The sequence below is a fragment of the Paenibacillus sp. Z3-2 genome (genome assembly GCF_054161325.1).
This window is the reverse complement of the sequence record NZ_CP096397.1, coordinates 3,578,158-3,603,568: the sequence shown is the minus strand read 5'-3', so window position 1 is coordinate 3,603,568 and position 25,411 is coordinate 3,578,158. Positions and strand designations below refer to the sequence as shown.

The 25,411-nt window shown below is 47.5% G+C and carries 23 protein-coding genes; 18 read left to right on the top strand and 5 right to left on the bottom strand.

Going from position 1 to position 25,411, the window contains the following annotated elements; genetic code table 11:
- Positions 1-10: 10 nt before the first annotated feature.
- Positions 11-655: a YczE/YyaS/YitT family protein gene (locus M1D71_RS16105; protein WP_458122781.1), complete on the bottom strand. Its 645-nt coding sequence runs from the start codon at positions 653-655 to the stop codon at positions 11-13.
- Positions 656-776: 121 nt separating this feature from the next.
- Between M1D71_RS16105 and M1D71_RS16100 the strand changes: the two genes are divergently transcribed.
- The 6 genes from M1D71_RS16100 (at position 777) to M1D71_RS16075 (ending at position 7,616) form a co-directional block, all read left to right on the top strand.
- A complete protein-coding gene (locus tag M1D71_RS16100; RefSeq protein WP_458122780.1) occupies positions 777-1,295 on the top strand; it encodes a GNAT family N-acetyltransferase in 519 nt (172 codons plus the stop codon).
- A 691-nt stretch (positions 1,296-1,986) separates the two neighbouring features.
- Positions 1,987-3,069, top strand: coding sequence for a class II fructose-bisphosphatase (gene glpX, locus M1D71_RS16095; RefSeq protein WP_458122779.1), 1,083 nt, complete (start codon positions 1,987-1,989; stop codon positions 3,067-3,069).
- A gap of 279 nt (positions 3,070-3,348) precedes the next feature.
- A complete protein-coding gene (locus M1D71_RS16090; RefSeq protein ID WP_458122778.1) occupies positions 3,349-4,398 on the top strand; it encodes a LacI family DNA-binding transcriptional regulator in 1,050 nt (349 codons plus the stop codon).
- 54 nt (positions 4,399-4,452) lie between these two features.
- Positions 4,453-5,625 (top strand): Gfo/Idh/MocA family protein, encoded by a 1,173-nt coding sequence (locus tag M1D71_RS16085; protein WP_458122777.1) that lies wholly within the window; start codon positions 4,453-4,455, stop codon positions 5,623-5,625.
- A gap of 62 nt (positions 5,626-5,687) precedes the next feature.
- Positions 5,688-6,413 (top strand): ThuA domain-containing protein, encoded by a 726-nt coding sequence (locus M1D71_RS16080; RefSeq protein WP_458127271.1) that lies wholly within the window; start codon positions 5,688-5,690, stop codon positions 6,411-6,413.
- Between the two features lie 96 nt (positions 6,414-6,509).
- A complete protein-coding gene (locus tag M1D71_RS16075) occupies positions 6,510-7,616 on the top strand; it encodes a Gfo/Idh/MocA family protein (protein ID WP_458122776.1) in 1,107 nt (368 codons plus the stop codon).
- Between the two features lie 81 nt (positions 7,617-7,697).
- On the opposite strand, the gene M1D71_RS16070 is transcribed toward M1D71_RS16075, so the two are convergent.
- Together M1D71_RS16070 and M1D71_RS16065 are read right to left on the bottom strand one after the other, a co-directional pair.
- Positions 7,698-8,516 (bottom strand): radical SAM protein, encoded by an 819-nt coding sequence (locus tag M1D71_RS16070; protein WP_458122775.1) that lies wholly within the window; start codon positions 8,514-8,516, stop codon positions 7,698-7,700.
- Positions 8,513-9,097, bottom strand: a complete 585-nt coding sequence (locus M1D71_RS16065; protein ID WP_458122774.1) for a bifunctional transcriptional activator/DNA repair enzyme AdaA — start codon at positions 9,095-9,097, stop codon at positions 8,513-8,515. The genes M1D71_RS16070 and M1D71_RS16065 overlap by 4 nt, the downstream gene beginning before the upstream one ends.
- 189 nt (positions 9,098-9,286) lie before the next feature.
- Between M1D71_RS16065 and M1D71_RS16060 the strand changes: the two genes are divergently transcribed.
- On the top strand, positions 9,287-10,267 hold the full coding sequence (locus M1D71_RS16060; protein WP_458122773.1) for a Gfo/Idh/MocA family protein: 981 nt from the start codon (positions 9,287-9,289) through the stop codon (positions 10,265-10,267).
- A gap of 262 nt (positions 10,268-10,529) precedes the next feature.
- Positions 10,530-11,423, top strand: a complete 894-nt coding sequence (locus M1D71_RS16055) for an NAD-dependent epimerase/dehydratase family protein (protein ID WP_458122772.1) — start codon at positions 10,530-10,532, stop codon at positions 11,421-11,423.
- Positions 11,424-11,632: 209 nt separating this feature from the next.
- Here the strand turns inward: M1D71_RS16055 and M1D71_RS16050 are convergent, their stop codons facing one another.
- Positions 11,633-12,649: a LacI family DNA-binding transcriptional regulator gene (locus tag M1D71_RS16050; protein WP_458122771.1), complete on the bottom strand. Its 1,017-nt coding sequence runs from the start codon at positions 12,647-12,649 to the stop codon at positions 11,633-11,635.
- A gap of 412 nt (positions 12,650-13,061) precedes the next feature.
- Here M1D71_RS16050 and M1D71_RS16045 point away from each other — a divergent pair, with 412 nt between their 5' ends.
- The 4 genes from M1D71_RS16045 (at position 13,062) to M1D71_RS16030 (ending at position 17,524) form a co-directional block, all read left to right on the top strand.
- Complete coding sequence (locus M1D71_RS16045) at positions 13,062-14,852, top strand: L-fucose isomerase (RefSeq protein WP_458122770.1); 1,791 nt, start codon at positions 13,062-13,064, stop codon at positions 14,850-14,852.
- 19 nt (positions 14,853-14,871) lie between these two features.
- A complete protein-coding gene (locus M1D71_RS16040; protein WP_458122769.1) occupies positions 14,872-16,371 on the top strand; it encodes a rhamnulokinase in 1,500 nt (499 codons plus the stop codon).
- An 8-nt stretch (positions 16,372-16,379) separates the two neighbouring features.
- Entirely contained in the window at positions 16,380-17,042 is a 663-nt protein-coding gene (locus M1D71_RS16035; protein WP_458122768.1) for a class II aldolase/adducin family protein, read from the top strand.
- Positions 17,043-17,173: 131 nt separating this feature from the next.
- The gene (locus M1D71_RS16030) at positions 17,174-17,524 is read left to right on the top strand and encodes a hypothetical protein (protein ID WP_145321862.1); all 351 of its coding nucleotides are present in this window, start codon (positions 17,174-17,176) and stop codon (positions 17,522-17,524) included.
- 115 nt (positions 17,525-17,639) lie between these two features.
- Here M1D71_RS16030 and M1D71_RS16025 read toward each other — a convergent pair whose 3' ends face one another.
- Positions 17,640-18,266, bottom strand: coding sequence for an FMN-dependent NADH-azoreductase (locus M1D71_RS16025; protein WP_036613802.1), 627 nt, complete (start codon positions 18,264-18,266; stop codon positions 17,640-17,642).
- A 237-nt stretch (positions 18,267-18,503) separates the two neighbouring features.
- Between M1D71_RS16025 and M1D71_RS16020 the strand changes: the two genes are divergently transcribed.
- The 6 genes from M1D71_RS16020 (at position 18,504) to M1D71_RS15995 (ending at position 25,247) form a co-directional block, all read left to right on the top strand.
- A complete protein-coding gene (locus tag M1D71_RS16020) occupies positions 18,504-19,442 on the top strand; it encodes a sugar-binding transcriptional regulator (protein WP_458127270.1) in 939 nt (312 codons plus the stop codon).
- Positions 19,443-19,661: 219 nt separating this feature from the next.
- On the top strand, positions 19,662-20,312 hold the full coding sequence (deoC, locus tag M1D71_RS16015; protein WP_458127269.1) for a deoxyribose-phosphate aldolase: 651 nt from the start codon (positions 19,662-19,664) through the stop codon (positions 20,310-20,312).
- A gap of 213 nt (positions 20,313-20,525) precedes the next feature.
- Positions 20,526-21,716: a NupC/NupG family nucleoside CNT transporter gene (locus tag M1D71_RS16010; RefSeq protein ID WP_458122767.1), complete on the top strand. Its 1,191-nt coding sequence runs from the start codon at positions 20,526-20,528 to the stop codon at positions 21,714-21,716.
- A gap of 29 nt (positions 21,717-21,745) precedes the next feature.
- Positions 21,746-22,924, top strand: a complete 1,179-nt coding sequence (gene deoB, locus M1D71_RS16005) for a phosphopentomutase (protein WP_458122766.1) — start codon at positions 21,746-21,748, stop codon at positions 22,922-22,924.
- 133 nt (positions 22,925-23,057) lie between these two features.
- Positions 23,058-23,765, top strand: a complete 708-nt coding sequence (gene deoD, locus M1D71_RS16000; RefSeq protein ID WP_056691414.1) for a purine-nucleoside phosphorylase — start codon at positions 23,058-23,060, stop codon at positions 23,763-23,765.
- Positions 23,766-23,945: 180 nt separating this feature from the next.
- Entirely contained in the window at positions 23,946-25,247 is a 1,302-nt protein-coding gene (locus tag M1D71_RS15995; RefSeq protein ID WP_047843307.1) for a pyrimidine-nucleoside phosphorylase, read from the top strand.
- The last annotated feature ends 164 nt before the right edge of the window (positions 25,248-25,411 follow it).

Genomic DNA, 25,411 nt, shown 5'->3' with positions numbered 1-25,411 from the left:
TGTACACCCGTTAGACCGAATGTTCTCTTTCATGCTCAGTGCGTGACGATGTATCCATATCTGTTAAAATTCGATCTATTATCTTTTTCGTATGCCCCATGATGAACTGAAGAAGTAAACCCGCAAAACATACGGTTAGCAACGTTCCAAGCCCAATCGGCCCACCGAGCAGGAATGCCAGGATCAAAAATACAAGGTAAATGAATGTTCTCGATATAAATAAAGGAGTTCGAGTGAGTTCATGCAGGATTAAAGTTAAGCGGTCAATCGGAATGGGTGCGAAATTAGTCTGTAAATAGATTGCTGTGCCGATACTGATGATTACTAAACCCATGACAAAAATCATTAATTTGGTGTACCAAACTTCGGGCGTAATCAAAGAATCAGATACATAAAGCCATATATCAATCCCGACACCTGTAATGAATGCGGTGATGAGCCCCAGAAATTCGGGTTTTTGCTGCTTCAACAGCGAATTGCACCCGATTAATAGGAAAGCAATGATGACTTCCCAGCTTCCTACACTTAGGCCAACATTTTGGGACAATCCTACCAGCAGTGCGTCAAACGGAGAAGTACCCAGCTCAGATTGGATGGTAAGGGAAATACCAAGCGTTAAGATTAGAATACCTGCGACAAAAAGTACATATTTCAATTCATTCGACCTCTTCTTTTTATTATGTTGCAAATACAACAAAATTGAGTTAGATTCAATGTATCCCTTTTTTATTGCATTTGCAACAAAAGATTAACTTGATAAAGGAATGTGATGATAGATGACGATTCGTATAGAGATATGTACCATTGAACATGTGTGTGAACTGCAGGAGATTAGTTATGAGACTTTTAATGAAACGTTTAAAGCGCAGAATTCGCCTGAAAATATGAAAGCTTATCTGAAGAAGGCGTTTAATCGGGAACAATTAGAGAGTGAGCTATCCATTGCGGATTCACAATTTCTTTTTATTTATGTCAACAATCAAGTTGCTGGTTATATGAAGGTGAATATCAATGATGCTCAATCTGAAAAGATGGGGGAGGAATCCCTTGAGATCGAGCGGGTATACATCAAGAAAGCGTTCCAAAATCATGGGCTTGGTAAGGTGCTGCTCCATAAAGCCATAGAGATGGCAACTGAACATCACAAGACGAATATTTGGTTAGGTGTGTGGGAGAAAAATGAAAATGCCATCGCATTTTACGAAAAGATGGGGTTTGTTCAGACCGGAGCCCATGCCTTTTTTATGGGAGATGAGGAACAGATTGATTTGATAATGACCAAAACGATACTATAACTGGATCATAGAGAGAAGAGCCTGGGAGAAAATATGCTAATAAGCAGAATTCTTTCGGGCCTTTTTATGGTTTGCAAGAACTGTTGAATAATAAAATAGAGAAATCGATGAAAATTAAGACATAACAAATATTATGTAAACTTATTATTTTCGATGACCTCCATAAGATGTATCTATAGCATTTGAAAAAGCTAAAGGCCTGATTAATACAAAATGACATCCAAATTAAGCTCAATAACATTGAAGGAAGCAGGTTGATCTCGGCACATATCATTACAATTTATTAGTGTATTTCTGCGTTTGCAGAGCCTATCGAAAATCGTTTTCGCTCGTAGTCAGTCGGAGACCATTATGTTCTTAATATTCATCATAAAAGTTGTATATACCCTATGTTAACAGAACTTATTGTGTGTGAAATGAATAGCCAATATCACTAAATTGAACAATATGGATTTTTGTGAGGTATGTGGAAATTAAGATTAATATTTCAGGTGAGAAATTAGTTAGATTGGTTCCTAAAACCACCCTGAAAAAGGTAAAAAATCAACCTGATTATAAATTGGATAAATAAGGGGTAAATTGCGAAAAAGGCGCTGCTACGCTGATTTTAGATCAATTTCATATGGATTTGCGATGGATTTAGTACCGCTTTCACGTTATGCTTTTGGAAACTGGAAAGGAAGTGGGAAAAATGGAACGCGAACTGGCGTTGGAAATTGTCAGAGTAACAGAATTGGCTGCGTTAGCTTCAGCACCCTGGATGGGACGAGGTGACAAGAACAGTGCAGATGAAGCGGCTACTTTGGCCATGCGCGCCATGTTCGATTCCGTGTCTATTCGCGGCACGGTGGTAATCGGTGAAGGAGAAATGGATGAAGCACCCATGTTGTACATCGGCGAGGAAGTGGGCAACGCTGAGGGCCCTGAGGTTGACGTGGCTGTAGACCCGCTCGAAGGTACAGAAATCGTGGCCAAAGGACTGAACAACGCTCTATCGGTTATTGCAGTGGCGGGAAAAGGTAACCTGCTCCACGCACCGGACATGTACATGGAGAAACTGGCGGTCGGCCCTGCGCTTGTAGGCAAGGTCAGCATCGAAGACCCGGTTGAAGTCACGCTGGAGAAAGCTGCTGCCGCATTGAACAAAAACATCTCGGATCTGACGGTGATGATTCTGGATCGTGTACGACATGAGAGCACAATCAAGACGCTGCGCAAGGTTGGCGTAAGGATTAAGTTCCTCAGTGACGGCGATGTTGCTGGTGCGATGGCACCGGCCTTCCCGGAGGCGGGTATCGATCTCTATGTCGGATCAGGAGGAGCACCGGAAGGTGTGCTGGCTGCAGCTGCCTTGTCTTGCCTCGGAGGCGAGATTCAAGGACGCCTGATGCCAGCCAACGCGGACGAGTTCCAGCGATGCCTGCAGATGGGAATCGACAATCCTTACAAAGTGTTAACGATGCAGGACATGATCGGAACAGAGGATGTCATTTTTGCGGCAACAGGTGTGACGCCAGGTGAGATTCTGGGAGGGGTAAGGTATTTGGCGGATGATCGGGCTGAGACCGATTCGATTGTTATGCGGGCCAAAACCAAAACGATTCGTTTCATTCGTTCCCAACATTTCCTGCCTAACAAAGAAGTACTGCATAAAGTAAGACAACTCCAATCCACGCCAGAACCTTCGGATCGCATTCCGAGTCATGTAAAAACGTTGGAACAGGCTGAGTTTAGCCAATCCTCTGTTGATCAAGGCGTAACAACGACGTTGTGAACTGGCCTCACCCGCAATTGATCAAATAGCATCACTATCATCAGTTAGTGAGTCTGATAAATAACCTTGAGCCCCTAAGGTTACAGGTGGCATAAATTCAATAAAGTACCATCTCTGGCAAGTTAATAATGAGGACTTGGGGTTAAACCAAGCCCTCATTATTTTTATGTTAAAAGCATTGACAACGGTTACATGGCGTGAGAAAATGTACGCGCGTACATAAATATTGATTTTTAATCATTACATGATTTATTGGTGAGCTAGAAGGGGGTGAAGTGAGTGGCATCTCGTAGAGAAGTGGCTGATCTTGCGGGTGTTTCCGAGGCAACGGTATCCCGGGTGCTTAATGGGGTAGGACCTATTAAAGAAGAGACGCGGCGCAAGGTCCTTGAAGCTTCGGAACAGTTAGGCTATGTGCCCAGCGCACTTGCTCGCAGTTTTGCCAGAAGTAAGAGCGGTAACCTTGGCGTGGTGTTGCCTTATGTTCCGAAGGCGCACCTGTTCTCAGCCTATTTCTTCTCGGAAATGCTGAGTGGGATTGGCAGCAAAGCGAGAGACAATGGCATGGACCTGTTGGTTATGTTCAGGACACCAGGTGAGGTGATGAATTATACGGATCTGTTCCGGCGGCAGAAAGTGGATGCCTGCATCATCCTCGGTGCCAGAGATGATCACGAAGAACTGGCGGCCATACAGCAACTTCACCAGGAAGGTCACCCATTCTGTGTCATGAATCAGCACTTTGAGGGCCAATCGTTCACGGAGGTGGATGCGGATCATGTGGAAGGCAGCAGGCTCGCCATACGCCATCTGACGGATCAGGGATATAGCCAAATTGCTTTTCTCAATGGTCCGGATAGTTACTCTAACAGCCAGGAACGTATGGAAGGTGTCCGTCTAGGTCTGAAAGAAGCGGGGATGGAGCTGGACCCGAGCCTATTGCTTGAGGGCAATTACAGCAGACGAAGCGGCATTGAGGCGGCAGCGATTGTAGCAGATCGGTTACATGAGATCGATGCTGTATTCGCTGCCAATGACCGGATGGCTATTGGAGTCATGCATGGTTTGCGTGAACGGGGAATCCGGATTGAGGATTTTCCGGCATTTGTCGGTTATGACGACTCCGATGCTGCCGAGATGGCGGTTCCGCCGCTGAGCAGCGTCAGGGTTCCATTTTTTGAAATGGGTGAGCTTGCTGCATCGAAGCTTATGCATGGATCAGCGGGTGGAACGCCAGAAGCGAATAACCCTGTTGTAGCTGTAACCGAATCAGCAAGAGCGTTATTGCCTACTGAACTGATCATCCGTGCTTCTTCTATTCGTCAATAGTTTAATGGTGCACATATTGAAAGACTACTTATATTCCAAAAGGAGGAAATGACCATGTCAAATCGTCTTCGTGTCGGAATGGTTGGATACAAGTTTATGGGGAAGGCCCACAGCAACGCCTATCGCAGTCTGCCGATGTTCTTCCCGTCTGCTCCACTGCAGCCTGAGATGTCTGTAATCTGTGGTCGTAACGAGCAGGGAGTACAGGAGGCAGCGAACCAGTTTGGTTGGTCTGAAAGTGTTACCGATTGGCGCGAGCTTGTGAAACGGGATGATATCGATCTGATTGATATTAACGCGCCAAGTGATGCGCATAAGGAAATTGCACTGGAGGCAGCCCGTCAAGGCAAGCATCTGTTCTGTGAGAAACCACTGGCCCTGTCGCTCGCGGATTCGCGTGAGATGCTTCAGGCAGCAGAGGATGCTGGAGTCGCCCATATGGTCGGATTCAATTATCGGTTCTCGCCAGCGGTTCAATTAGCCAAGGATCTGGTGGAGAGCGGACGACTGGGTAAGATCTATCATTTCCGTGCGTTCTTCCTTCAGGACTGGATCATGGACCCTTCGTTCCCGCTGGTATGGCGTCTGCAAAAAGAAGTGGCTGGCTCCGGATCCCATGGAGATCTGGGTGCGCACTTAATCGATCTGGCCCGTTTCCTCGTCGGTGAATTCCAGGAAGTCATCGGCATGAGCGAAACCTTCATCAAAGAACGACCGCTTGCATCTGAGATGACCGGACTAAGTGCCAAGGGCAGTTCCAATGCAGATGCACCGAAGGGAGAAGTAACTGTTGATGATGCCACGCTTTTCTTGGCACGATTCGCAGGAGGGGCGCTAGGAAGCTTCGAGGCTACACGCTTTGCAGCAGGTCATCGCAGTACGAACTCGTTTGAGATTAACGGTAGTCTGGGTAGCGTACGATTTGATTTTGAACGGATGAATGAACTGGAAGTGTATTTTACAAAGGATGAAGAGGACGTACAGGGATTCCGCCGTGTTCTGGCGACTGATCCGGCACACAAATATGCCGAAGCTTGGTGGCCTGCCGGGCATACGATTGGATTCGAGCACACGTTCACACATGAAATGCTGGAGCTGATGACAGCGATCTCTGAAGGACGACAACCATCACCGAGTTTCCATGATGGGGTCGCCTGTCAGGCTGTACTGGAAGCCGTAGAACGTTCGGTGACGGAGCGGCGCTGGGTAACGCTTGAAGAGATGTAATCAAGTAAGGCAAGCGAAGGATGGAACCACAACTAAACTATCCGAAAGCGAGTGATGGAGCGATGAGTAAAGCACTGATTGTATGGGGCGGCTGGGATGGACATGAACCGGAGCAGGTAGCGGCGATTTTTGAACGCATTTTGAAGGAAGAACAGTTCGAGGTTGAAGTCTCGAATACGTTGGAGTCTTATGCGGATGCCGAGAAGCTGCTGGATCTGGATCTGATCGTGCCATTGTGGACGATGGGACAGATTGAGCAGGAACTGGTCAATAACGTATCAGCGGCTGTTCAGAGCGGCGTGGGCTTGGCTGGTATTCATGGTGGCATGTGTGATGCCTTCCGAAATAACGTGGACTGGCAGTTTATGACGGGTGGACAATGGGTAGCTCATCCAGGTAACGATGGCGTCGAGTACATGGTGAACATGAAGCGCGGCTCTAGCCCGTTATTGGATCATATTGAAGATTTTCAGGTAAAAAGCGAACAGTACTACCTGCACGTAGACCCGGCCGTGGAAGTGCTGGCAACGACTCGTTTTCCAGTGGTGACTGGTCCGCATGCGGCGAATGGACCCGTAGATATGCCTGTTGTCTGGACGAAACGCTGGGGCGCAGGACGGGTATTCTATAACTCGCTGGGACACCATGCGGACATTGTGGACATGAAACCCGTAACTGAAATGATGCGCAGTGGCTTCAAATGGACGGCAGCAGGCAAAGAGCTTGCGAAGACCCGGGCAAGTGCAGTACATGAAGTGTACACAGGTATGGCGGACAATCAGAACTAATGAGATTGTAGTTTAATTGCAAACGTAATGTCAGTTTCAACGTTTCATCCTCATTGGATAAACCATTTCTGATCCACGGCGAAGGGAGCCCCAGGCATGAAAACAATGAAAGTAGGTATTATTGGCTGCGGTAAAATCAGCGGCATCTATATGGAAAACTGTCACCGATTCGAGGTGCTGGAACTTGTTGCGGTTGCGGATCTCGACCAGAAGCGTGCCGAGGAGCAGGCAGCAGCCTATAATGTGCCTAACGTATACAGCGTCGACGAAATCTTGGCTGATCCCGAGATTGAGCTGATCATCAACCTGACCATTCCTTCCGTTCATGCGGATGTATGCTTACGTGTACTTGAAGCGGGCAAACATGTCTATGTGGAAAAACCGCTCGCGGTTACCCGTGAGGAAGGGCAAGCCGTGCTCGCAACTGCGAAGCGTAAAGGACTGCTCGTGGGTTGCGCGCCAGAGACGTTCTTCGGTTCAGGCATCCAGACTTCACTTCAATTGGTGGAGGAGGGAGTGATCGGCAAGCCGGTGGCAGCGACCGCATTTATGATGAGCCGTGGTCATGAGCACTGGCACCCAGATCCGGAGTTTTATTACGCGTCAGGCGGTGGGCCAATGTTTGACATGGGTCCATACTATCTCACGGCATTGGTCCAACTGATGGGCCCGATCAAGTCGATTGCAGGTATGACAGGTAAAGCCATGGAAGAACGGACGATTACGAGTGAGAAAAAGAGAGGCCAGACGGTTCCCGTCGAAATTCCAACTCACGTCACGGGTCTGTTGCAGTTTGAACAGGGAGCCATTGGCACGCTGATTACGAGCTTTGATGTATTTGGCGGAAGTGCACTGCCGCCGATTGAGATATATGGCACCCACGGTACATTGCAGGTACCTGACCCCAATACCTTCGGTGGTCCGGTTCGTTACCGCTTGCTGGGTGAACAGGAATGGACGGAAGTACCGCTTCTCCCAGGGTACCAGGAGAATACACGCGGCATCGGTGTGGCAGATATGGCCTATGCAGCGCATAGTGGACGTGCACACCGTGCGAGCGGGGAACTGGCATACCACGTTCTTGAGGCCATGTGGGCATTCCACGATTCATCAGATGAACAGACATTCTACCAGATGAAAAGCTCGTGTCAGCGCCCGGCTGCATTGCCGGCAGATCTGCCATTATACACATTGGATCAGTAAGACAGCTATTGTTGTTTATGTCATAACGAAAAGCCCTTTTCCTTCAATCAAGGAAAGGGGCCTTTTTATAATTAAGGCCATTTAAGGCTCAAATCCCGCCTGACTGATCCAGATCTCATCCTCTGCAAAATAGTCTTTCATCCGCTGAGCGACAATCTGATAGGCGTCCGGATGATACCAGTGCTCCATCCCGACTTCTTGATAGAGTGACTCCATGCCGAGTCGACGGGTTCGCTTGCCTTTGCTACCATCACCCATGAAGTAGTCGTCAATGCATACACGCTGAACCAGAGGTCTCAGGATAGCTGCAAACTGTTCACTGCTGGGTAACACAGGAGCAATCGCCACCTGTGTAGGTATTCCGGCATCCCGCAACTGTTCCAGTGCGCGTAATCGGCCTGCAATCGGGGGAGCGGAAGGACTGAAATGCTTGCGCATATCATCCAGATCCGTCTCCACGGTCATGCTGACCCGAACCCGGTCACCTAACTGCTGTAGCAGGTCTATATCGCGGGTAACGAGCGGACTGCGGGTTTGGACTAAGACGAAATCTGGTGGATACTGTACCATCGTTTCAAGCAATGAACGCGTGATACGCTCCTTGTACTCGGCAGGCTGATACGGGTCGGTACTGGATGACATGAACAGAGTAACTTTCCCTTTCATCCGGGCACGCTGCAATTCTTTGGCGAACACTCGGGAGGCCTCCTGTTTGACATCAACCCACGTTCCCCAATCCTCTTTGCGAAAGAGGGAGACAGGCATCTGTCTGACATAACAATAGGAACAACCGAAGGCGCAGCCTGTGTAAGGATTCAGCGTATGTGTATATCCATTAAGGAATCCTGTTCCCTTGTTGAGTAACGTTTTGGGTACTTTGTAAGTAAGATTCGTCTTCATGAGTTGTCATGCCTTTCGCGGTAATGTGCAGGTGTGAGACCTGTGTGTTTGCGAAATACAGTAATGAAATAAGCCGGGTTGGGTATACCGACATGAGGGCCAATCTCGGTGACCGTAAGTCTGGTATATTCAAGCAATTTACGTGCTTCGGTGATTCGTTTTTCCTGAATATATTGAACCGGTGTGCGGCCTGTAATCCGCTTGAACACGCGATGCAGATGATAAGGGCTGCCATGACTTGCGGTGGCGAGAACATCGAGGGTCAGAGGTTGCGCATAATGCTGGTCAATATACTCCGTAATCCCGTAAATCCACTCTTGATCAGGTACACGCTCTCCTGTTGGTTTGCAACGTTTGCAGGGTCTGAACTTTCGTGCTAACGCTTCTTCAACATGGTTAAATATCAGCACATTTTCAACTTTGGGTGCTCTGGATTTACAGGAAGGTCGGCAGAAAATACCCGTTGTCTGCACGCCGTAATAGAACGTTCCATCATAAGAACTATCGTTGTGGATGATGGCATGCCAGTATTTTTCCTCTATAGATTCGGGAAGTATGCGATCTTGATCTCGACTTTCCACGGTGATCACCTCACCTCTAATTATACCCTTGAATCCAAGGGAGTGACGAAGTTTCGACTTGAAAAGCAAGATATCAATACTTGGGATATAGTCCTTCCTTCAATCTGAACGAAATATGAGCTACAATATACAAGATGGTATACAAGTTAGAACTCCAATGAAATTTATAGATGAAAGAGGTAGGTAGGTATGGTTCGTTTTGGCGTAGTGGGTACCAACTGGATTACAGAAAGACTTCTGGAAGCTGCAGTACAGGTTGAAGGATTCGAGTTGACTGCCGTGTATTCAAGAACTGAAGATAAGGCAAACGCATTTGCAGATAAATATGATGTTGAACACCGCTTCACCTATCTCGAAGAGATGGGGGCAAGTGACGTAATTGATGCAGTCTACATTGCGACACCGAATACGGTTCATGCAGAGCAAGCAGAGCTTTTTCTGAGAAACGGCAAACATGTATTGTGCGAGAAGCCTTTGGCTGCAAATAGCGCGGAAGTGCGGAGCATGATCGATACAGCACGTGAACACGAGGTTCTGCTCATGGAAGCCATGAAATCGACCCTTGTTCCCCAATTCAAAATGGTGCAGTCCAACCTGCATAAAATCGGTCCGGTCCGTAAATACGTAGCAGGATACTCTCAGTATTCTTCGCGCTACGACAAGTACAAAGAGGGGATTGTCCTGAATGCGTTCAAGCCTGAACTCGCCAATGGTGCATTAATGGATCTCGGTGTGTATTGTCTCTATCCGTTGATTACATTATTTGGTGCACCTAACCGGGTTCAGTCCCAAGCGATGATGCTGGAATCTGGCGTGGATGGACAAGGCAGTGTGCTCCTGGATTATGATGGCATGGACGCGGTCGTAACATACTCCAAAATCTCCAACTCTCATGTACCCAGCGAAATCATGGGGGAACTGGGTAGCATCATCATTGACAAGATTGGTTCACCTGAACATGCAGAGATACGTTACAATGACGGTACAGTGGAGCAACTCACAGTCGAACAAACCCATCCGGCGATGTATTATGAAGTGGAGGAGTTCGTGAGCCTGGTTCAGCAAGGCCAAAAGGAATCCGACATGAACACGTATGAACGCTCCTATGTTACGATGCAGGTCATGGATCAGATTCGGAACCAGATTGGGCTTGTGTTCCCTAACGATTGATATAAGAACAGGCATATTGGATGTTGATTTTCATGTTGCAACCGTAATGGAGCTGCTGCGTGTAACCAAACGAGAGGTTCGCATTTTTCCGACAGTTGATCTGTCTGGTGAACGGTACAAGCACATGGATGCATTACAATTAATACTCGTAGAGCGTGGGTGCATCGTATCCGAAAAACTAACATCTTATGAGTTTCAACGGGATGCGCACACCATGCATCAAATTGTTAAACAAAATAGAACGAGGTAGGAGGTTTTTCGGATGAATAAAGTACTTATACTTGGGGGTACACGTTTCTTCGGCAAACGTCTCGTAGATCACTTGCTGTGGGAAGGGAAGTCACAGATTACAGTCGCTACCCGCGGTAAAACGGATGTCGACTTCGGACCCGAAGTGAACCGCATCAAGATGGATCGTGAAGACCCGGAATCTCTGGCAGAGGTTGCGCAGACAGATATGTGGGATGTCGTGTACGACAATATCTGTTATTCTCCAGACGCGGCGAAAGCGGCATGTGAAGCTTTTGCAGGGCGCACCCAAAGGTACGTTTTGACATCTACATTGTCTGTGTACGGTGATCCCAAACCGGGATTTGCGGAAACGGATTTTGACCCGTATACATATCCATTACAGTATGGGAGTGCGGAGGATTTTTCATATGGAGAAGGTAAACGGCTTGCAGAGGCTGTATTCTTCCAGGAAGCGAATTTCCCGGTTGTGGCGATGCGTATCCCCATTGTACTCGGGATTGATGATTATACGAGAAGACTTCATTTTCATATTGAACATGTGCAAAAAGGAAAACCGATCGGCATGCCGAATCCGGATGCAGAGATTGGATTCATCAATTCCACAGAAGCGGCAAGATTTCTCGCTTGGCTTGGACATTCGTCCATTACCGGTCCGGTGAATGCAGCTTCCAAGGGTGCGATTATGCTGTCGGCCATGATGCATCTGATCGAGACCGTCACTGGCATGCAGTCACAGATCCTTACGGAAACTGTGAAAGAAGACATGTCACCCTTCGGGATCGAGCAATCATGGACGATGGACACGACCAAGGCAGAGCAAGCGGGATATACGTTCGAAGCTCTGATGGACTGGTTCCCGGGACTCGTTCGTGAGGTCGCTCTCGCACTACAGTCGGAGCGGTAAAATCTCGGCTCGGATGGAACCATAATGAAACTGAATGAACCTGACGAACCAACCGGTTCGGACGAACGGGTCATTCTAACGAATGAACATCAAACAGGGTGCAACCAGAGTGTAATCTCCGGTGCACCCTTTTTATGTTGTACATTTTTCGAATTTGAACGGGACTAATCTTTTACACGATAATATTTGGTCAACTCTAGCGCTTAACTCTATTTTTGCTCACGTGGAGCAGCAGCCGAAGCTCGAATGCGCAGTTCTGATGGTAGAATGACGGTTTGGGCCTCGGAAGGGGCCTTGCCCTCAATCCGGTCAATCAGCATCTGTACCCCTCGAAATCCAAAATCATATGCGGGCTGTGCAGCTACGGTCAGAAAAGGGTCAAAGGCGGAAGCCAGATCCAGATCGTCGAAACACACAACAGAGAAGTCATTTGGTACACGCAGTCCTCGTTTGCGCAAAAGCCGAATGACCCCGATCGCAAGCATGTTATTAGCTGCAAAAATGGCTGTTGGTGGCTCCGGTTGAGAGAGCAGTCTATCCAGTCCCTCTTCGTCGCTGAAATCGCGGTAACCGGTTCGAAGCACAAGCTCAGGATCGGTACCAGCTCCGGCTTCACGCAAACCTTCTACATAGCCTTCCTCCCGCAGTCTGGCAGTAGAAACCTCCGAAGAACCATTGACCAGTGCAATGCGCCTGTGTCCCAATTGCACCAGATATCGGATCAGGTCAATTGCGCCTTCCCGGCTATCTCCGGCAATGATATCTGACGTAATGCCTGGTACGGTTCGGTCCAGGAAGACAAACGGAATGTTACGTTCCTGCAACTGTTTCAGATGAGTGAGAGAACGATCTCCCGCCGGGGCAAAGAGTACACCATCCACGCGAGTTGACAGAATAGCATCCACGTAATCCTTTTCCTTGTCGTAATCCTCGTCACTGTTGCCGAATAAGAGACGGTACCCACGAAGATGGGCTGCATCTTCAGCACCACGGGCCAGTGTTGTATAAAAAGGGTTGGTAATATCCGTAATAAGTAATGACAGCATCTGGGTTCGTTGAAGCACAAGGCTGCGTGCATTGGAGTTCGGAATATATCCAAGTTCGTCGATCACCTGTTGCACACGTTCGCGTGTCGCAGAGCTTATGCGGCCTGTATGATTAATAACCTTGGATACCGTCATGGCGGAGACGTTGGCTTTTTTGGCAATATCGTAAATCGTAATCAATAGAATCTAACCTTTCCGCAACATAGTCTTACCATTCTATAGGATAATGCCAATTGACAGCAAGATAGGCTCATGCTATGTTAGGGTTACCGATAACCCTAGTGGGTTCTGAACGTCCTTACTACATAAACCATTTCGTTAAATTCGCTCATGCATGTTCCATCTTCTTGAATAGAGGAACTACATACAAGGCTGATTAATGAAATGGTTTATTGTTTTTTTGAAATTATGTAAACGTATTCAAATAGCGAAGAACTGCACTTGTTCATTTGTGTAAGCAGGTCTTGCGTGTAACTCGGGTATCGGTTGTAATTCCGTATTATCTCATTCTAATCAATGCATATGGATCAGACAGAAGGTTTCTCAATTCATACCAAATTCTATGAAGCGAATTGAAGGAGGACATTCTCGTATGACACATCAGGATTATCGTTATAAGCAGGCTTTCCCCAAGATTGGTATTCGTCCCACGATTGATGGAAGACGCAAAGGCGTTCGGGAGTCACTGGAAGAACAAACGATGCGGATGGCGACGTCTGTGGCCGAGCTGCTTGCAGCCGAACTACGGTATCCTGACGGCTCAGCAGTAGAGTGTGTTGTTGCTGAGACCTGCATTGGAGGGGTAGCTGAAGCGGCCGCAGCAGCGGAACTGTTCAGCCGTTCGAACGTGGGTGTAACAATTACCGTGACACCGTGCTGGTGTTACGGTACGGAAACGATGGATATGTCGCCATCCACTCCAACAGCCATCTGGGGTTTTAACGGAACTGAACGTCCGGGTGCTGTATATCTGGCGGCAGTTCTCTCAGCCCATGCACAGAAGGGCATTCCTGCCTTTGGGATCTATGGAGAGGATGTTCAGGATGGAGGAGATACAACGATTCCCGATGACGTACGTGAGAAGTTGCTCCGTTTCAGCCGTGCGGGTCTTGCAGCCGCTACCTTGAAAGGGCAAGCCTATCTGTCGATTGGATCGGTATCCATGGGGATTGCTGGCTCGATTGTGAACGACTCATTTTTCCAGGAGTATCTGGGCATGCGGAACGAATATGTGGATATGAGCGAACTCACTCGCCGTATTGAAGAAGAAATCTACGACCCTGAGGAGTATAAGCTTGCGCTGGCCTGGGTGAAGGAGAATTGTAGCGAAGGTCCGGACAACAACGCAGCCCATCTGCAAACGGATCGTAAACGTAAAGAGTACGAATGGGAAACGGTTGTGAAAATGACCCAAATTGTGCGTGACCTCATGGCGGGCAACCCAAGGTTGGCAGAGCTTGGGTATACAGAGGAATCGATGGGCCACCACGCGATTGTATCCGGCTTCCAGGGACAACGGCAGTGGACAGACCATTCACCGAACGGAGATTTTCTGGAGTCGATACTGAATTCTTCCTTTGACTGGAATGGCAAACGTGCGCCTTATCTCGTTGCAACGGAGAATGATAGCTTGAATGGCGTGTCCATGTTATTTGGTTCGTTACTTACGCATACGGCACAGATCTTCGCTGATGTGCGCACGTATTGGAGTCCGGATTCGGTACAGCGTGTGACGGGGCACCAGTTGGAGGGAAACGCGAAGGACGGCATTCTGCATCTGATTAACTCGGGTTCTGCAGCATTGGATGGCACCGGACAACAGTCCAAAGATGGCAAGCCTGTACTCAAGCCTTTCTGGGAAATTACAGATGAGGAAGTTCAGGACTGTCTAAAAGCAACATCGTGGAGACCGGCATCCGTAGAGTATTTCCGCGGGGGCGGCTATTCAGCGGATTTCTTGACCAAAGGCGGCATGCCTGTAACGATGACACGTCTGAATCTGGTTAAAGGACTGGGTCCGGTGCTGCAAATCGCTCAGGGTTACACGGTCGACCTGCCTGAAGATGTACATGATACGCTGGATCAGCGGACAGACCCAACCTGGCCATCCACCTGGTTTGCACCAGTTCTAACCGGATCGGGAGCGTTCACTTCGGTATACGAGGTCATGAACCAATGGGGTGCGAATCACGGATCCATCTCATATGGTCATATCGGTGCTGATCTGATTACGCTGGCTTCCATGCTTCGCATCCCGGTCAACATGCATAATGTCCCTGAATCGGAGATTTTCCGTCCACGTGCATGGGGATTATTCGGCACAAGTGAGCCAGAGAGCGCAGACTACCGTGCTTGCAGTGTGTTCGGCCCGCTGTATCGTTAAAGCAAGGAGGCATGGGAGAATGGGCAATCAAGCAACACACGTGCTTGCTGCAGATTACGGCGCTGGAAGTGGGCGGGTAGTACGGGGTTCTTTTGATGGCAACAAACTGTCTTTACAGGAAGTGCACCGTTTTAGCAATGAACCCGTGCAGCTGGGCGATGGATTGTATTGGGATTTCCTGCGACTTTTTCATGAACTAAAACAAGGCATTGTGAAAGGGACGCAAGGAGACGCGTATGCGATCCGTTCCATTGCGGTAGATACGTGGGGAGTAGACTTCGGACTGGTGGATGGGACGGGAAGATTATGCGGAAACCCGCGCCATTATCGGGAGGCACGCAATGCGCAGTGGATGAGAGAAGTTCTGCACATATTAAATGAAGAAGAACTGTACTCCATGTCCGGCGTCCTGCCACAGCAGATCAATACGGTATTTCAATTGTTAGGCAGTGTACGAGAGCATGCAGAAGGTTTGCGTCCGGATATGCGGATGTTATTCATGCCTGACTTATTTCATTATTATCTATCCGGTCAGCAGGCTTGTGAGTATACGATTGCGAGCACCAGCGGGCTGTTGCATGCAGGCGAGGCCCGTTGGAATGAACAACTGATCGGGCGTCTCGGTATACCGGAAACATTATTTCCAAGGCTCGTTCAGCCCGGTACCATGCTGGGGCAGTTAACGGATGACTTGTGCGCGGAATTACGGACTGGACCGATGCAGATAGTCTCAGTGGGATCACATGATACAGCCTCTGCCTTGGCAGCGATCCCTGCGATGGATTCAGATTTCGCTTTTATCAGCTGTGGTACCTGGTCTCTTATGGGGATGGAGCGTGATGCGCCTGTGTTGGATGAACGAAGCCGTGCACTGGGATTCACGAATGAAGGGACTGTCAGTGGCAAAGTCCGCACCTTGAAAAATCGTTCAGGCCTGTGGCTGCTACAGGAATGCAAGCGGCAATGGGAGCGGGAGAATCATATATTTACACACGAAGAACTGGTTCAGCTGGCTACCTTAGCAACGCCGCATCTAGGTTACGTATCGCCAGGAGATGGCGTGTACTTGGCGCCAGGGAATATGGCTGAACGAATAAGGCAACAATGCAGTGCCAGCGGACAGATTGTACCGGAAACGACTGGAGCGGTTGTGCGTTGTATTCTGGAAAGCCTGGCGCTGGAGTTCAGGCAGACGCTGGATGAATTGCAGTTGATCACAGGTACAAGACCTCGTGTGATTCATATGGTCGGTGGCGGTGTTCATAATCGACTATTATGCCAATTCACAGCCAATGCGGCTGCGGTTCCGGTAATTACGGGTCCAGCCGAGGCGACTTCAGCCGGGAATTGCATGCTGCAATATTTGGCACATGGAGAAGTGAGTAGCTTGGCCGAGGTCCGGGAGGTCATGGCTGCTTCCTTTTCCCCCGAAACCTATGTGCCTGAGGATACAGAGCAGTGGCAGGAAGCTTACGATACGTACCAACGTATGAATCAAACAAACGCATTAAAGGAGTGATGAGGCACGTGTCTGAACAGCAAGTAAGGGAAGAGTTAACGAAATATGCACGCAGAGCGGTTGCTCAAGGGCTTGTGGTAGGACCTGGTGGGAATCTGAGCGCCCGATCCGAAGGGACGATGCTGTTGTCTCCAAGTGGTTATGCACTTGAGGATCTGGAGCCAGAAGAGTGGATCGCGATTGATATCGAGACAGGGGAGACTCGTGTCGGCTCTCCCCGTCCTTCTTCCGAAGTATTGATGCATCTGTACAGTTACCGTGTAAATCCGGATATTCAAGCCATTGTGCATACGCATCCGGCATATACCATTGCACTCAGTCTCGTTTTCGATGAGTTGCCACATTTGTTTCCTGATCAGTCGGCATTGGTGGGCGATATTGGGTTCGTTCCATATGTTCTGCCAACGACGAAACTACTTGCCGATGCAGTCTCTGCAAAGGTAGAAGAACATACGGCACTTATTCTCGTTAATCACGGATTGGTCACGACGGGCAAAAACCTCCGTGAAGCCTATTATCGCACCCAGGTAGTAGAAGAAAGCGCCAAGGTGTATATGATTGCAAAGGCGGCCGGGGAACCCAAAGTGCTTACTGCTGAAGAATACAAGGACATTCAGTCCCTTGAAAGTGAAGCTTACCGTGTTCAGCTGTTGCAACAACTCAAGTCTTAAACGAAGATTAATCATTCGTCAAAACCTGACACGAAACTGGATAATCCTATATTTTTCTCGGCAACTATTGCATAACCTGAAATACCGAGTATAATACTGGGTAAATAGATGAAAAGGGGATGCAATAAACGATGAAAACACATGCTGAATTGAACTCACTTCTTGTTGACGATTATCTGGATCTCCTGAACATAGCGAAACAGCTAGGTGATGAGGAATGGAAAGATGCTATTCTCCAAGCATTGAAGGAAGAAGTCGATGCGAATCATCATCTGGATTCAAAGGAAGTAAGACAGGATTTATGGAGTCAATTTGAAGGGATTAATGAACAGATGCATGATCTGTTAATGCAACTGAAGCATGCTGACAATCCAGAAGAGAAAGAGCAGATTATTGAAATGATCTGGGGATTGAAAGTGGACCGTCATGCCATCACACGTAAACTTGAAACCATGAGCCGTGCCAGCGCTGGACATCAATAAGCTCAAAGGTTAATCATACATCGAAAACCCCGCGTGCTTCCTGGGAATAATCCCTGGGTCGCACGCGGGTTTTGTTTTTTGCTTTGTTTGTTATGCTACTTTTTGAACTACCTTTCTAAAACTGTTTTGCGAAAGTGCGTGCTTGCTCGATAGCTTGTTGCTTGATCTCATCCGCACGATCTTTATATTGATTATGCCCCTCTACAAAAATGCCATCAAGCTTCGGCACGCCGAGGAAAGACATGATAATGCTCAGGTAACGGTGACCCGATTCCATTTGGGCCGCTGGGCCTTCGGAATAAATGCCACCGCGGGCCTGAATATGCAGCGCTTTTTTGTCAGACAGCAGTCCAACAGGACCTTGTTCCGTATAACGAAATGTTTTGCCAGCTACGCAGATGGAGTCGACATAAGCCTTTAGAATTGGAGGGAACGAGAAGTTCCACATCGGGGTTACAAAAACATATTTATCTGCTGAGGCAAATTGATCCGAAAGTTCATTCAAACGACTTACTTTCGTCTGCTCTTCGGCAGTCAGATCACTGCCCGATTGCAGTTTACCCCATCCACTGAAGACATCCGCATCGATATGGGGAATATCCGAGCGATACAGATCGAGGTGAACAACCTCATCAGAAGGGTGACTTTCACGATACGCATCAATAAATGCTTTACCTGTAGCCATGCTAAAGGAGGTTTCATGATCATGAGGATGGGCAGTAATATACAATAAGGTAGACATGTTATTTCTTCCTCTCTGTGCGATTCATGGGGTGAACCGATGTTGGTACTAATGAAGCGACCGCTGTAGTATGCATCGATTGCCCCGTTTTATACATCAGAAAGGGAACCAGTTGGAATGATCACGCTACTCAATTGGATGGTATATAGTGATTAGATAATCATTCCATGTATAATATACAGGACGAGCATTTATTTTCCAAAGACAATAGGATGAGTGAGATGAGCGCAAATGGGAATGGATCTGGAGAAGCAACGATTAAGCATTGAAGCAGCGAAATTGTATTATCAGTCCGATTACAGCCAACAGGATATTGCCGCAAGGTTAGGTGTATCGCGTCCAACAGTGTCCAGATTACTTCAGTACGCGAAGGATCGTGGGTATGTCCGCATTGAAATTATGGACCCGCTGGAGGATATCGACATCATTGCCGGAGAACTCAAGTCGAAATATGATCTCGATTCGGCACTTGTGTGTTTTGCCCCATTGAAGAGTGATGAGGAAATACAGAAACATATCAGCAAACGAGCAGCGGATTATCTTCAGGAGACGGTCCAGGATGCAGATATTATTGGGGTGACCTGGGGAACAACCATGCATGCCGTAGCACGCCAGCTTCGTCCCAAGCAAGTCAAAGGTGTCGAAGTTGTGCAATTGAAGGGGGGCGTAAGCCACTCCCATGTCAATACGTATGCCGCTGAGATTGTTCATTTGTTCGCTGAGGCATTCCACACGGTACCAAGGTATCTGCCGCTGCCCGTTATTTTCGACAACATTGAAGTAAAAAAAATGGTGGAAGCGGATCGGCATATCGGCAGAATCGTGGAACTGGGCAGACAGGCGAATATCGCCTTATTTACCGTAGGTACTGTGAAGGAAGATGCATTATTATTCAGGCTCGGTTACTTCAATGAAGAAGAGCAACAATTGCTGATGAACTCAGGTGCAGGTGACATTTGTTCACGCTTTTTCGATGCGGAAGGTCAGTTGATCAGTGAAGAGATTAACAGCAGAACCGTCGGGATTGATCTGGCTGAATTGAGAAATAAGGAAAAATCAATCCTGGTCGCCGGGGGACAACGCAAAATTGAAGCCATTCACGCCGCGCTTAAAGGTCATTATGCGAATATTCTGGTTACGGATCAGTACACTGCGCAGGCATTACTGCGATTCTAATTTCAAATGAAAATGTATGACAACATCTGCCACGAAAAAAGGGCGGATGTTTTGCTTTGTTAGGCAGAAAATATAATATAACGAAGCAAGAACGACAAATGGACTTGTGAACAAAAGTTCAATTTGATTTTTACATATGTTCATGTTAGTGTAAGGGTATAGAAAATAACTAGTTCAGATAAGGGAGAGATTCAATTGACTACACCACAATTAGCTAAAATGATCGATCATACGTTGCTTCGTGCGGACGCAACACAAAGTGAAATGACCAAGTTAACCGAAGAAGCGAAGCAATACCAGTTTGCTTCTGTATGTGTTAACCCCGGCTGGGTTGCTTATGCTGCTGAGCAGTTGCAGGGTACTGGCGTAGATATCTGCACCGTTATTGGTTTCCCTCTGGGAGCATCTACATCGGAGACGAAAGCTTTCGAAACTAAGGATGCGATTGCTAAAGGTGCAACTGAAGTCGATATGGTCATCAACATCAGTGCTTTGAAAGATGGCAAAGATGATTACGTTGAACAGGATATTCGTGCTGTTGTTGAAGCGGCTGCGGGTAAAGCTTTGGTGAAAGTTATTATTGAAACTTGTCTGTTGACGGATGAAGAGAAAGTACGTGCTTGTCAGGCAGCTGTGCGAGCTGGAACTGATTTTGTTAAAACCTCTACAGGATTCTCCACAGGTGGAGCAACGCCAGAAGATATCGCTTTGATGCGTCGTACTGTAGGTCCTGATGTAGGTGTTAAAGCTTCAGGTGGCGTACGTAGCCTGGAAGATATGCAGAAAATGATCGAAGCGGGAGCAACTCGGATCGGTGCAAGCTCTGGCGTGAAAATCATGCAGGGTGGTCAGTCTACATCTTCGTATTAAGCAAAAGCTTATGAGGTAAAATGTAGTAGTATATTCTCTGTACTTGGGTTTCAACTCAGGTACAGAGAATACAACTTACACTTATAATTTAAATAACTGAACTTATTGTAAGCGCTTCATAAGTTTTCTGAAAGGATACTGAATTAGAATCCTTAAGAACCCTTTGAGCTGAATTTTTACATCCGGCTTAACTACCTTCAAAGGAGAGATCATATGAAATTTTTAATTGCTCTTATCGGCTTGCTTGTTGTTTTTGGACTGGCTTATATCGCAAGCAACGGTAAAAAGAAAATTCGCTACCGGCCGCTCGCCATTATGATTGTTTTACAAGTGATCCTGGCGTATGCCTTGCTGAATACAGGGGTCGGGACATGGCTGATTGGTGGATTCGCGACCGTATTTAAAAGTTTGCTTGATTATGCGAATGAAGGGATTGCGTTTGTATTTGGTGATTTGACCACCGTAGGTGCAGAGACTGTAGGGACACCGTTCTTCCTCAGCGTATTGATGCCAATCGTTGTCATCTCTGCACTCATTGGGATATTGCAGTATATCCGAATCTTACCTTTTGTTATAAAATATATTGGTCTGGTATTAAGCAAAATCAACGGAATGGGCAAACTGGAATCATATAACGCGGTTGCTTCGGCTGTATTGGGGCAATCTGAAGTGTTCATTTCTGTGAAAAAACAAATTGGGTTGTTGCCAAAACATCGGCTGTACACCTTGTGTGCCTCGGCGATGTCCACGGTATCGATGTCGATTGTCGGTGCCTATATGTCCATGATTGATCCGAAATATGTGGTTACGGCACTTGTGCTGAACCTGTTTGGCGGTTTTATCATTGCTTCCATTGTGAATCCTTATGAGGTTACAGAGGAAGAAGATATATTGGAAGTACAGGAAGAGGAGAAACAATCCTTCTTCGAAATGCTGGGAGAGTACATCCTGGATGGATTCAAAGTCGCCATAATCGTAGCTGCGATGTTAATCGGCTTTGTTGCCTTGATTGCACTTGTCAACGGAATTTTCAGCGCGGTGCTTGGTATTTCGTTCCAGGAGCTGCTTGGTTATGTGTTTGCACCATTAGCCTTTATTATGGGTGTTCCTTGGAAAGAAGCGATTCAGGCGGGAAGTATTATGGCAACCAAAATGGTATCCAACGAATTCGTCGCCATGCTTGCTCTAGCGAAGGAGACCGTATTGTCTGCCAGAACAACAGGGATCGTATCCGTCTTCCTCGTATCGTTCGCCAACTTCTCCTCCATTGGTATCATTGCCGGTGCGGTGAAGGGACTTCATGAGAAACAAGGTAATGTGGTAGCCCGCTTCGGTCTGAAACTGCTTTACGGTGCATCGCTTGTCAGTGTATTATCTGCGATCATCGCCGGACTGTTCTTGTAAACCGGATTATTGGAAGGAGTGCTTAGGTTATGTCAACATTTAAAAGAGTACATCTGATCGTTATGGATTCTGTAGGGATCGGCGAAGCGCCGGATGCAGCAGAATTTGATGATTTTGATGTGGATACCTTTGGTCACATTGCACGTGAACGTGGAGGTCTGAAAATGCCTCATATGGCCAGTCTCGGACTGTCCAACATCAAAGAAATCGAAGGTGTCCCTGTAGCGGATGCACCCAAAGCATATTACACCAAGATGCAGGAAGCATCCAGAGGCAAAGACACGATGACAGGTCACTGGGAGCTGATGGGTCTATACATTGATACACCTTTCCGCGTGTTCGAGAACGGTTTTCCCGATGAGTTGATTCAGCGCATTGAAGAGAAAACGGGCCGCAAGGTGATTGGTAACAAACCGGCCAGTGGCACGGAAATTCTGGATGAGCTGGGTGCCGAGCATGTCGAAACTGGCGCGCTCATCGTATACACATCCGCGGATTCGGTTCTGCAAATTGCAGCACATGAGGACGTTGTTCCACTAAAAGAACTGTATGAGATCTGTGAGTTCTGTCGCGAAATTACACTTGAAGATCCATACATGCTGGGCCGTATTATTGCGCGTCCATTTGTAGGTGAAGCGGGTAACTGGAAGCGTACTGCGAATCGTCATGATTATGCGCTCAAACCTTTTGGTCGTACTGTCATGAATGAACTGCAAGATGGTGGATTTGATGTGATCGCCTTGGGTAAAATCGCGGATATCTACGATGGCGAAGGGGTAACCAAGGCCGTTCGTACCGTCTCCAACATGGATGGCATGGACAAGTTGTCTGAAACGATGGATGAAGAGTTCACTGGACTCAGCTTCCTGAACCTGGTTGATTTTGATGCCTTGTACGGTCACCGTCGTGATCCGCAAGGTTATGCTCAGGCGCTTGAGGACTATGATGCACGGCTGCCAGAGATTTTCGCCAAAATGACTAATGATGACCTGCTGCTGATCACAGCTGACCATGGTAACGATCCAACCTACCGTGGTACGGATCATACACGTGAATATGTACCACTGCTTGCCTACTCTCCGCGCTTCAGCGAGGGGAAAAAGCTTGATCTGCGTAGCACATTTGCTGACCTTGGTGCAACCGTAGCTGAGAACTTTGGAGTGAAAATGCCGGAATATGGTAGCAGCTTCCTGAAAGATTTGAAATAAGTTCTGGGTAAGTAACAGAGAATTTGCGAATTAAAGTATTCTTTCAAAAAGTGGATTAGGGATGTCGGAGTAGCTGAGGCTGCTCCGGTTCCTGCCATAATAGACTAAACATATAACTGGAGGAGATTCATTCATGAGTACTCATATTGGAGCAAAACCCGGAGATATCGCAGAAACGATTCTATTGCCAGGAGATCCTTTACGCGCGAAATATATTGCAGATACGTACCTTGAAGATGTTGTATGTTACAACGAAGTTCGCGGAATGCTTGGTTTTACTGGTACATATCAAGGGCACCGGATTTCGGTGCAAGGTTCAGGAATGGGTATCCCGTCCTTCGCGATCTATGCTAACGAGTTGATCAGCGAATATGGCGTGAAAAACCTGATTCGTGTAGGTACTTGTGGCGGTATGCAGGAGCATGTCCGTGTACGTGACGTTATCCTTGCACAAGCAGCATGTACAGATTCCAGCATGAACAAACACGTATTCGGTGGATATGACTTCTCGCCAATCGCTACCTTCTCCCTGCTGAAAGAAGCGTATGACCGTGCAACAGCCAAAGGCATGAAGATTCACGTAGGTAACGTATTCAGCTCCGATTCTTTCTATCGCGATGATCGTTCCGTTACCGAGAAGTTGATGAAGCACGGTGTACTGGGCGTAGAGATGGAAACAACAGCATTGTACACTATCGCTGCCAAGTTCGGTGTTAACGCACTGACCATCCTGACGGTAAGTGACCACTTGCTGACAGGCGAAGAAACATCTGCCGAAGAGCGCCAAAAAACGTTCAACGACATGATGGTAGTTGCCCTGGATACAGCAATCACACTGTAGTTGTTACATTTTATATTCAATAATCAATTGATTTTGATCGAAACTTTTGTTTTAAGCACGGAGTGAAGGAACCGGGATCGATTCTGAAGAAGCAGAGCGATCAAAAGAACGATCCGGAGCCGGAACGGACAAACAACAAAGTGTTCTGTACAATCAATACACACACAAGGAGAGATCATCATGAGAATGGTAGACATTATTGCCAAGAAACGCGACGGAAAAGAACTGACAACGGCTGAGATTGATTTTGTTGTACAAGGATATACACAAGGAGAGATCCCGGACTATCAAGTCAGCGCATGGGCGATGGCGGTATTCTTTAAGGATATGACAGACAAGGAACGCGCCGATCTGACGATGTCGATGGTGAATTCCGGTGAAACAATCGACCTGTCCGCTATCGAAGGCATCAAAGTAGACAAGCACTCCACAGGAGGTGTGGGCGATACGACGACACTGGTACTCGCTCCGCTCGTTGCTGCGCTGGATGTTCCTGTTGCCAAAATGTCCGGACGTGGACTTGGTCACACGGGTGGTACAACAGACAAACTGGAATCCGTTGCCGGTTTCCACGTAGAGCTTGAAAAAGAAGAGTTCATTCGTCTTGTAAACGAACACAAGGTTGCAGTTATTGGACAAAGTGGTAACCTTACGCCTGCAGACAAAAAGCTCTATGCACTGCGTGACGTAACAGCTACCGTTAACTCCATTCCACTGATCGCCAGCTCCATCATGAGCAAGAAAATTGCAGCAGGTGCTGATGCAATCGTATTGGATGTTAAAACGGGTGCAGGTGCATTCATGAAGACAACAGAAGATGCCAAAGAATTGGCACATGCCATGGTAAGCATCGGTAACAATGTTGGCCGTAAAACGATGGCTGTTATCTCCGATATGTCCCAACCACTGGGTCTGGCGATTGGTAACGCGCTTGAAGTGAAAGAAGCCATCCTCACCCTGCAAGGTAAAGGTCCGAAAGATCTGGAAGAACTGTGTATGGCTCTTGGCCGTCAGATGGTATTCCTTGCTGGCAAGGCAGATTCCTTGGAGCACGCTGAGGAGAAATTAAAAGAAGTGATCCAGAACGGTAAGGCACTGGAGAAATTCAAAGATTTCCTGGCAAATCAAGGCGGAGACGCTTCGGTTGTGGATCATCCGGATCGCTTGCCTCAAGCACAGTATCTGGTTGAAGTTCCAGCAGACAAAGACGGCTATGTTGCCGGAATCGTCGCTGACGAAATCGGAACTGCAGCAATGCTGCTCGGCGCAGGCCGCGCAACGAAAGAGTCCGAGATCGATCTCGCGGTTGGTCTGATGCTGAACAAAAAAGTCGGTGATCCAGTCAAAGCTGGTGAGTCCCTCGTAACGATCCATGCCAATCGTGAAGACGTGGCAGACGTCATCGCGAAGATCAAAGAAAACATTACGATTGCGGATCATGCCGATGCGCCTGTATTGGTTCATGATATCGTAACGGAATAATACATTCAGAGCAGACGAGATGTAATCTCATGTCTGACTGAATATGAAAGCCCCAAAGCGATGTTATCCATCGCTTTGGGGCTTTTTTATATACGAAATATTAGATATGAACCTTATATTTTGTGAGATTATATTTACTCTTACTTCAATATTTGAGATAATAT

Excerpts from the sequence above, each read along its gene's own strand:
- M1D71_RS16100 (WP_458122780.1), top strand. The coding sequence starts at position 777 with ATGACGATTCGTATAGAGATATGTACCATTGAACATGTGTGTGAACTG.
- glpX (WP_458122779.1), top strand. The coding sequence starts at position 1,987 with ATGGAACGCGAACTGGCGTTGGAAATTGTCAGAGTAACAGAATTGGCT.
- M1D71_RS16085 (WP_458122777.1), top strand. The coding sequence starts at position 4,453 with ATGTCAAATCGTCTTCGTGTCGGAATGGTTGGATACAAGTTTATGGGG.
- M1D71_RS16080 (WP_458127271.1), top strand. The coding sequence starts at position 5,688 with ATGAGTAAAGCACTGATTGTATGGGGCGGCTGGGATGGACATGAACCG.
- M1D71_RS16075 (WP_458122776.1), top strand. The coding sequence starts at position 6,510 with ATGAAAACAATGAAAGTAGGTATTATTGGCTGCGGTAAAATCAGCGGC.
- M1D71_RS16070 (WP_458122775.1), bottom strand. The coding sequence starts at position 8,516 with ATGAAGACGAATCTTACTTACAAAGTACCCAAAACGTTACTCAACAAG.
- M1D71_RS16060 (WP_458122773.1), top strand. The coding sequence starts at position 9,287 with ATGGTTCGTTTTGGCGTAGTGGGTACCAACTGGATTACAGAAAGACTT.
- M1D71_RS16055 (WP_458122772.1), top strand. The coding sequence starts at position 10,530 with ATGAATAAAGTACTTATACTTGGGGGTACACGTTTCTTCGGCAAACGT.
- M1D71_RS16045 (WP_458122770.1), top strand. The coding sequence starts at position 13,062 with ATGACACATCAGGATTATCGTTATAAGCAGGCTTTCCCCAAGATTGGT.
- M1D71_RS16040 (WP_458122769.1), top strand. The coding sequence starts at position 14,872 with ATGGGCAATCAAGCAACACACGTGCTTGCTGCAGATTACGGCGCTGGA.
- M1D71_RS16030 (WP_145321862.1), top strand. The coding sequence starts at position 17,174 with ATGAAAACACATGCTGAATTGAACTCACTTCTTGTTGACGATTATCTG.
- M1D71_RS16025 (WP_036613802.1), bottom strand. The coding sequence starts at position 18,266 with ATGTCTACCTTATTGTATATTACTGCCCATCCTCATGATCATGAAACC.
- M1D71_RS16020 (WP_458127270.1), top strand. The coding sequence starts at position 18,504 with ATGGATCTGGAGAAGCAACGATTAAGCATTGAAGCAGCGAAATTGTAT.
- deoC (WP_458127269.1), top strand. The coding sequence starts at position 19,662 with ATGATCGATCATACGTTGCTTCGTGCGGACGCAACACAAAGTGAAATG.
- M1D71_RS16010 (WP_458122767.1), top strand. The coding sequence starts at position 20,526 with ATGAAATTTTTAATTGCTCTTATCGGCTTGCTTGTTGTTTTTGGACTG.
- deoB (WP_458122766.1), top strand. The coding sequence starts at position 21,746 with ATGTCAACATTTAAAAGAGTACATCTGATCGTTATGGATTCTGTAGGG.
- deoD (WP_056691414.1), top strand. The coding sequence starts at position 23,058 with ATGAGTACTCATATTGGAGCAAAACCCGGAGATATCGCAGAAACGATT.
- M1D71_RS15995 (WP_047843307.1), top strand. The coding sequence starts at position 23,946 with ATGAGAATGGTAGACATTATTGCCAAGAAACGCGACGGAAAAGAACTG.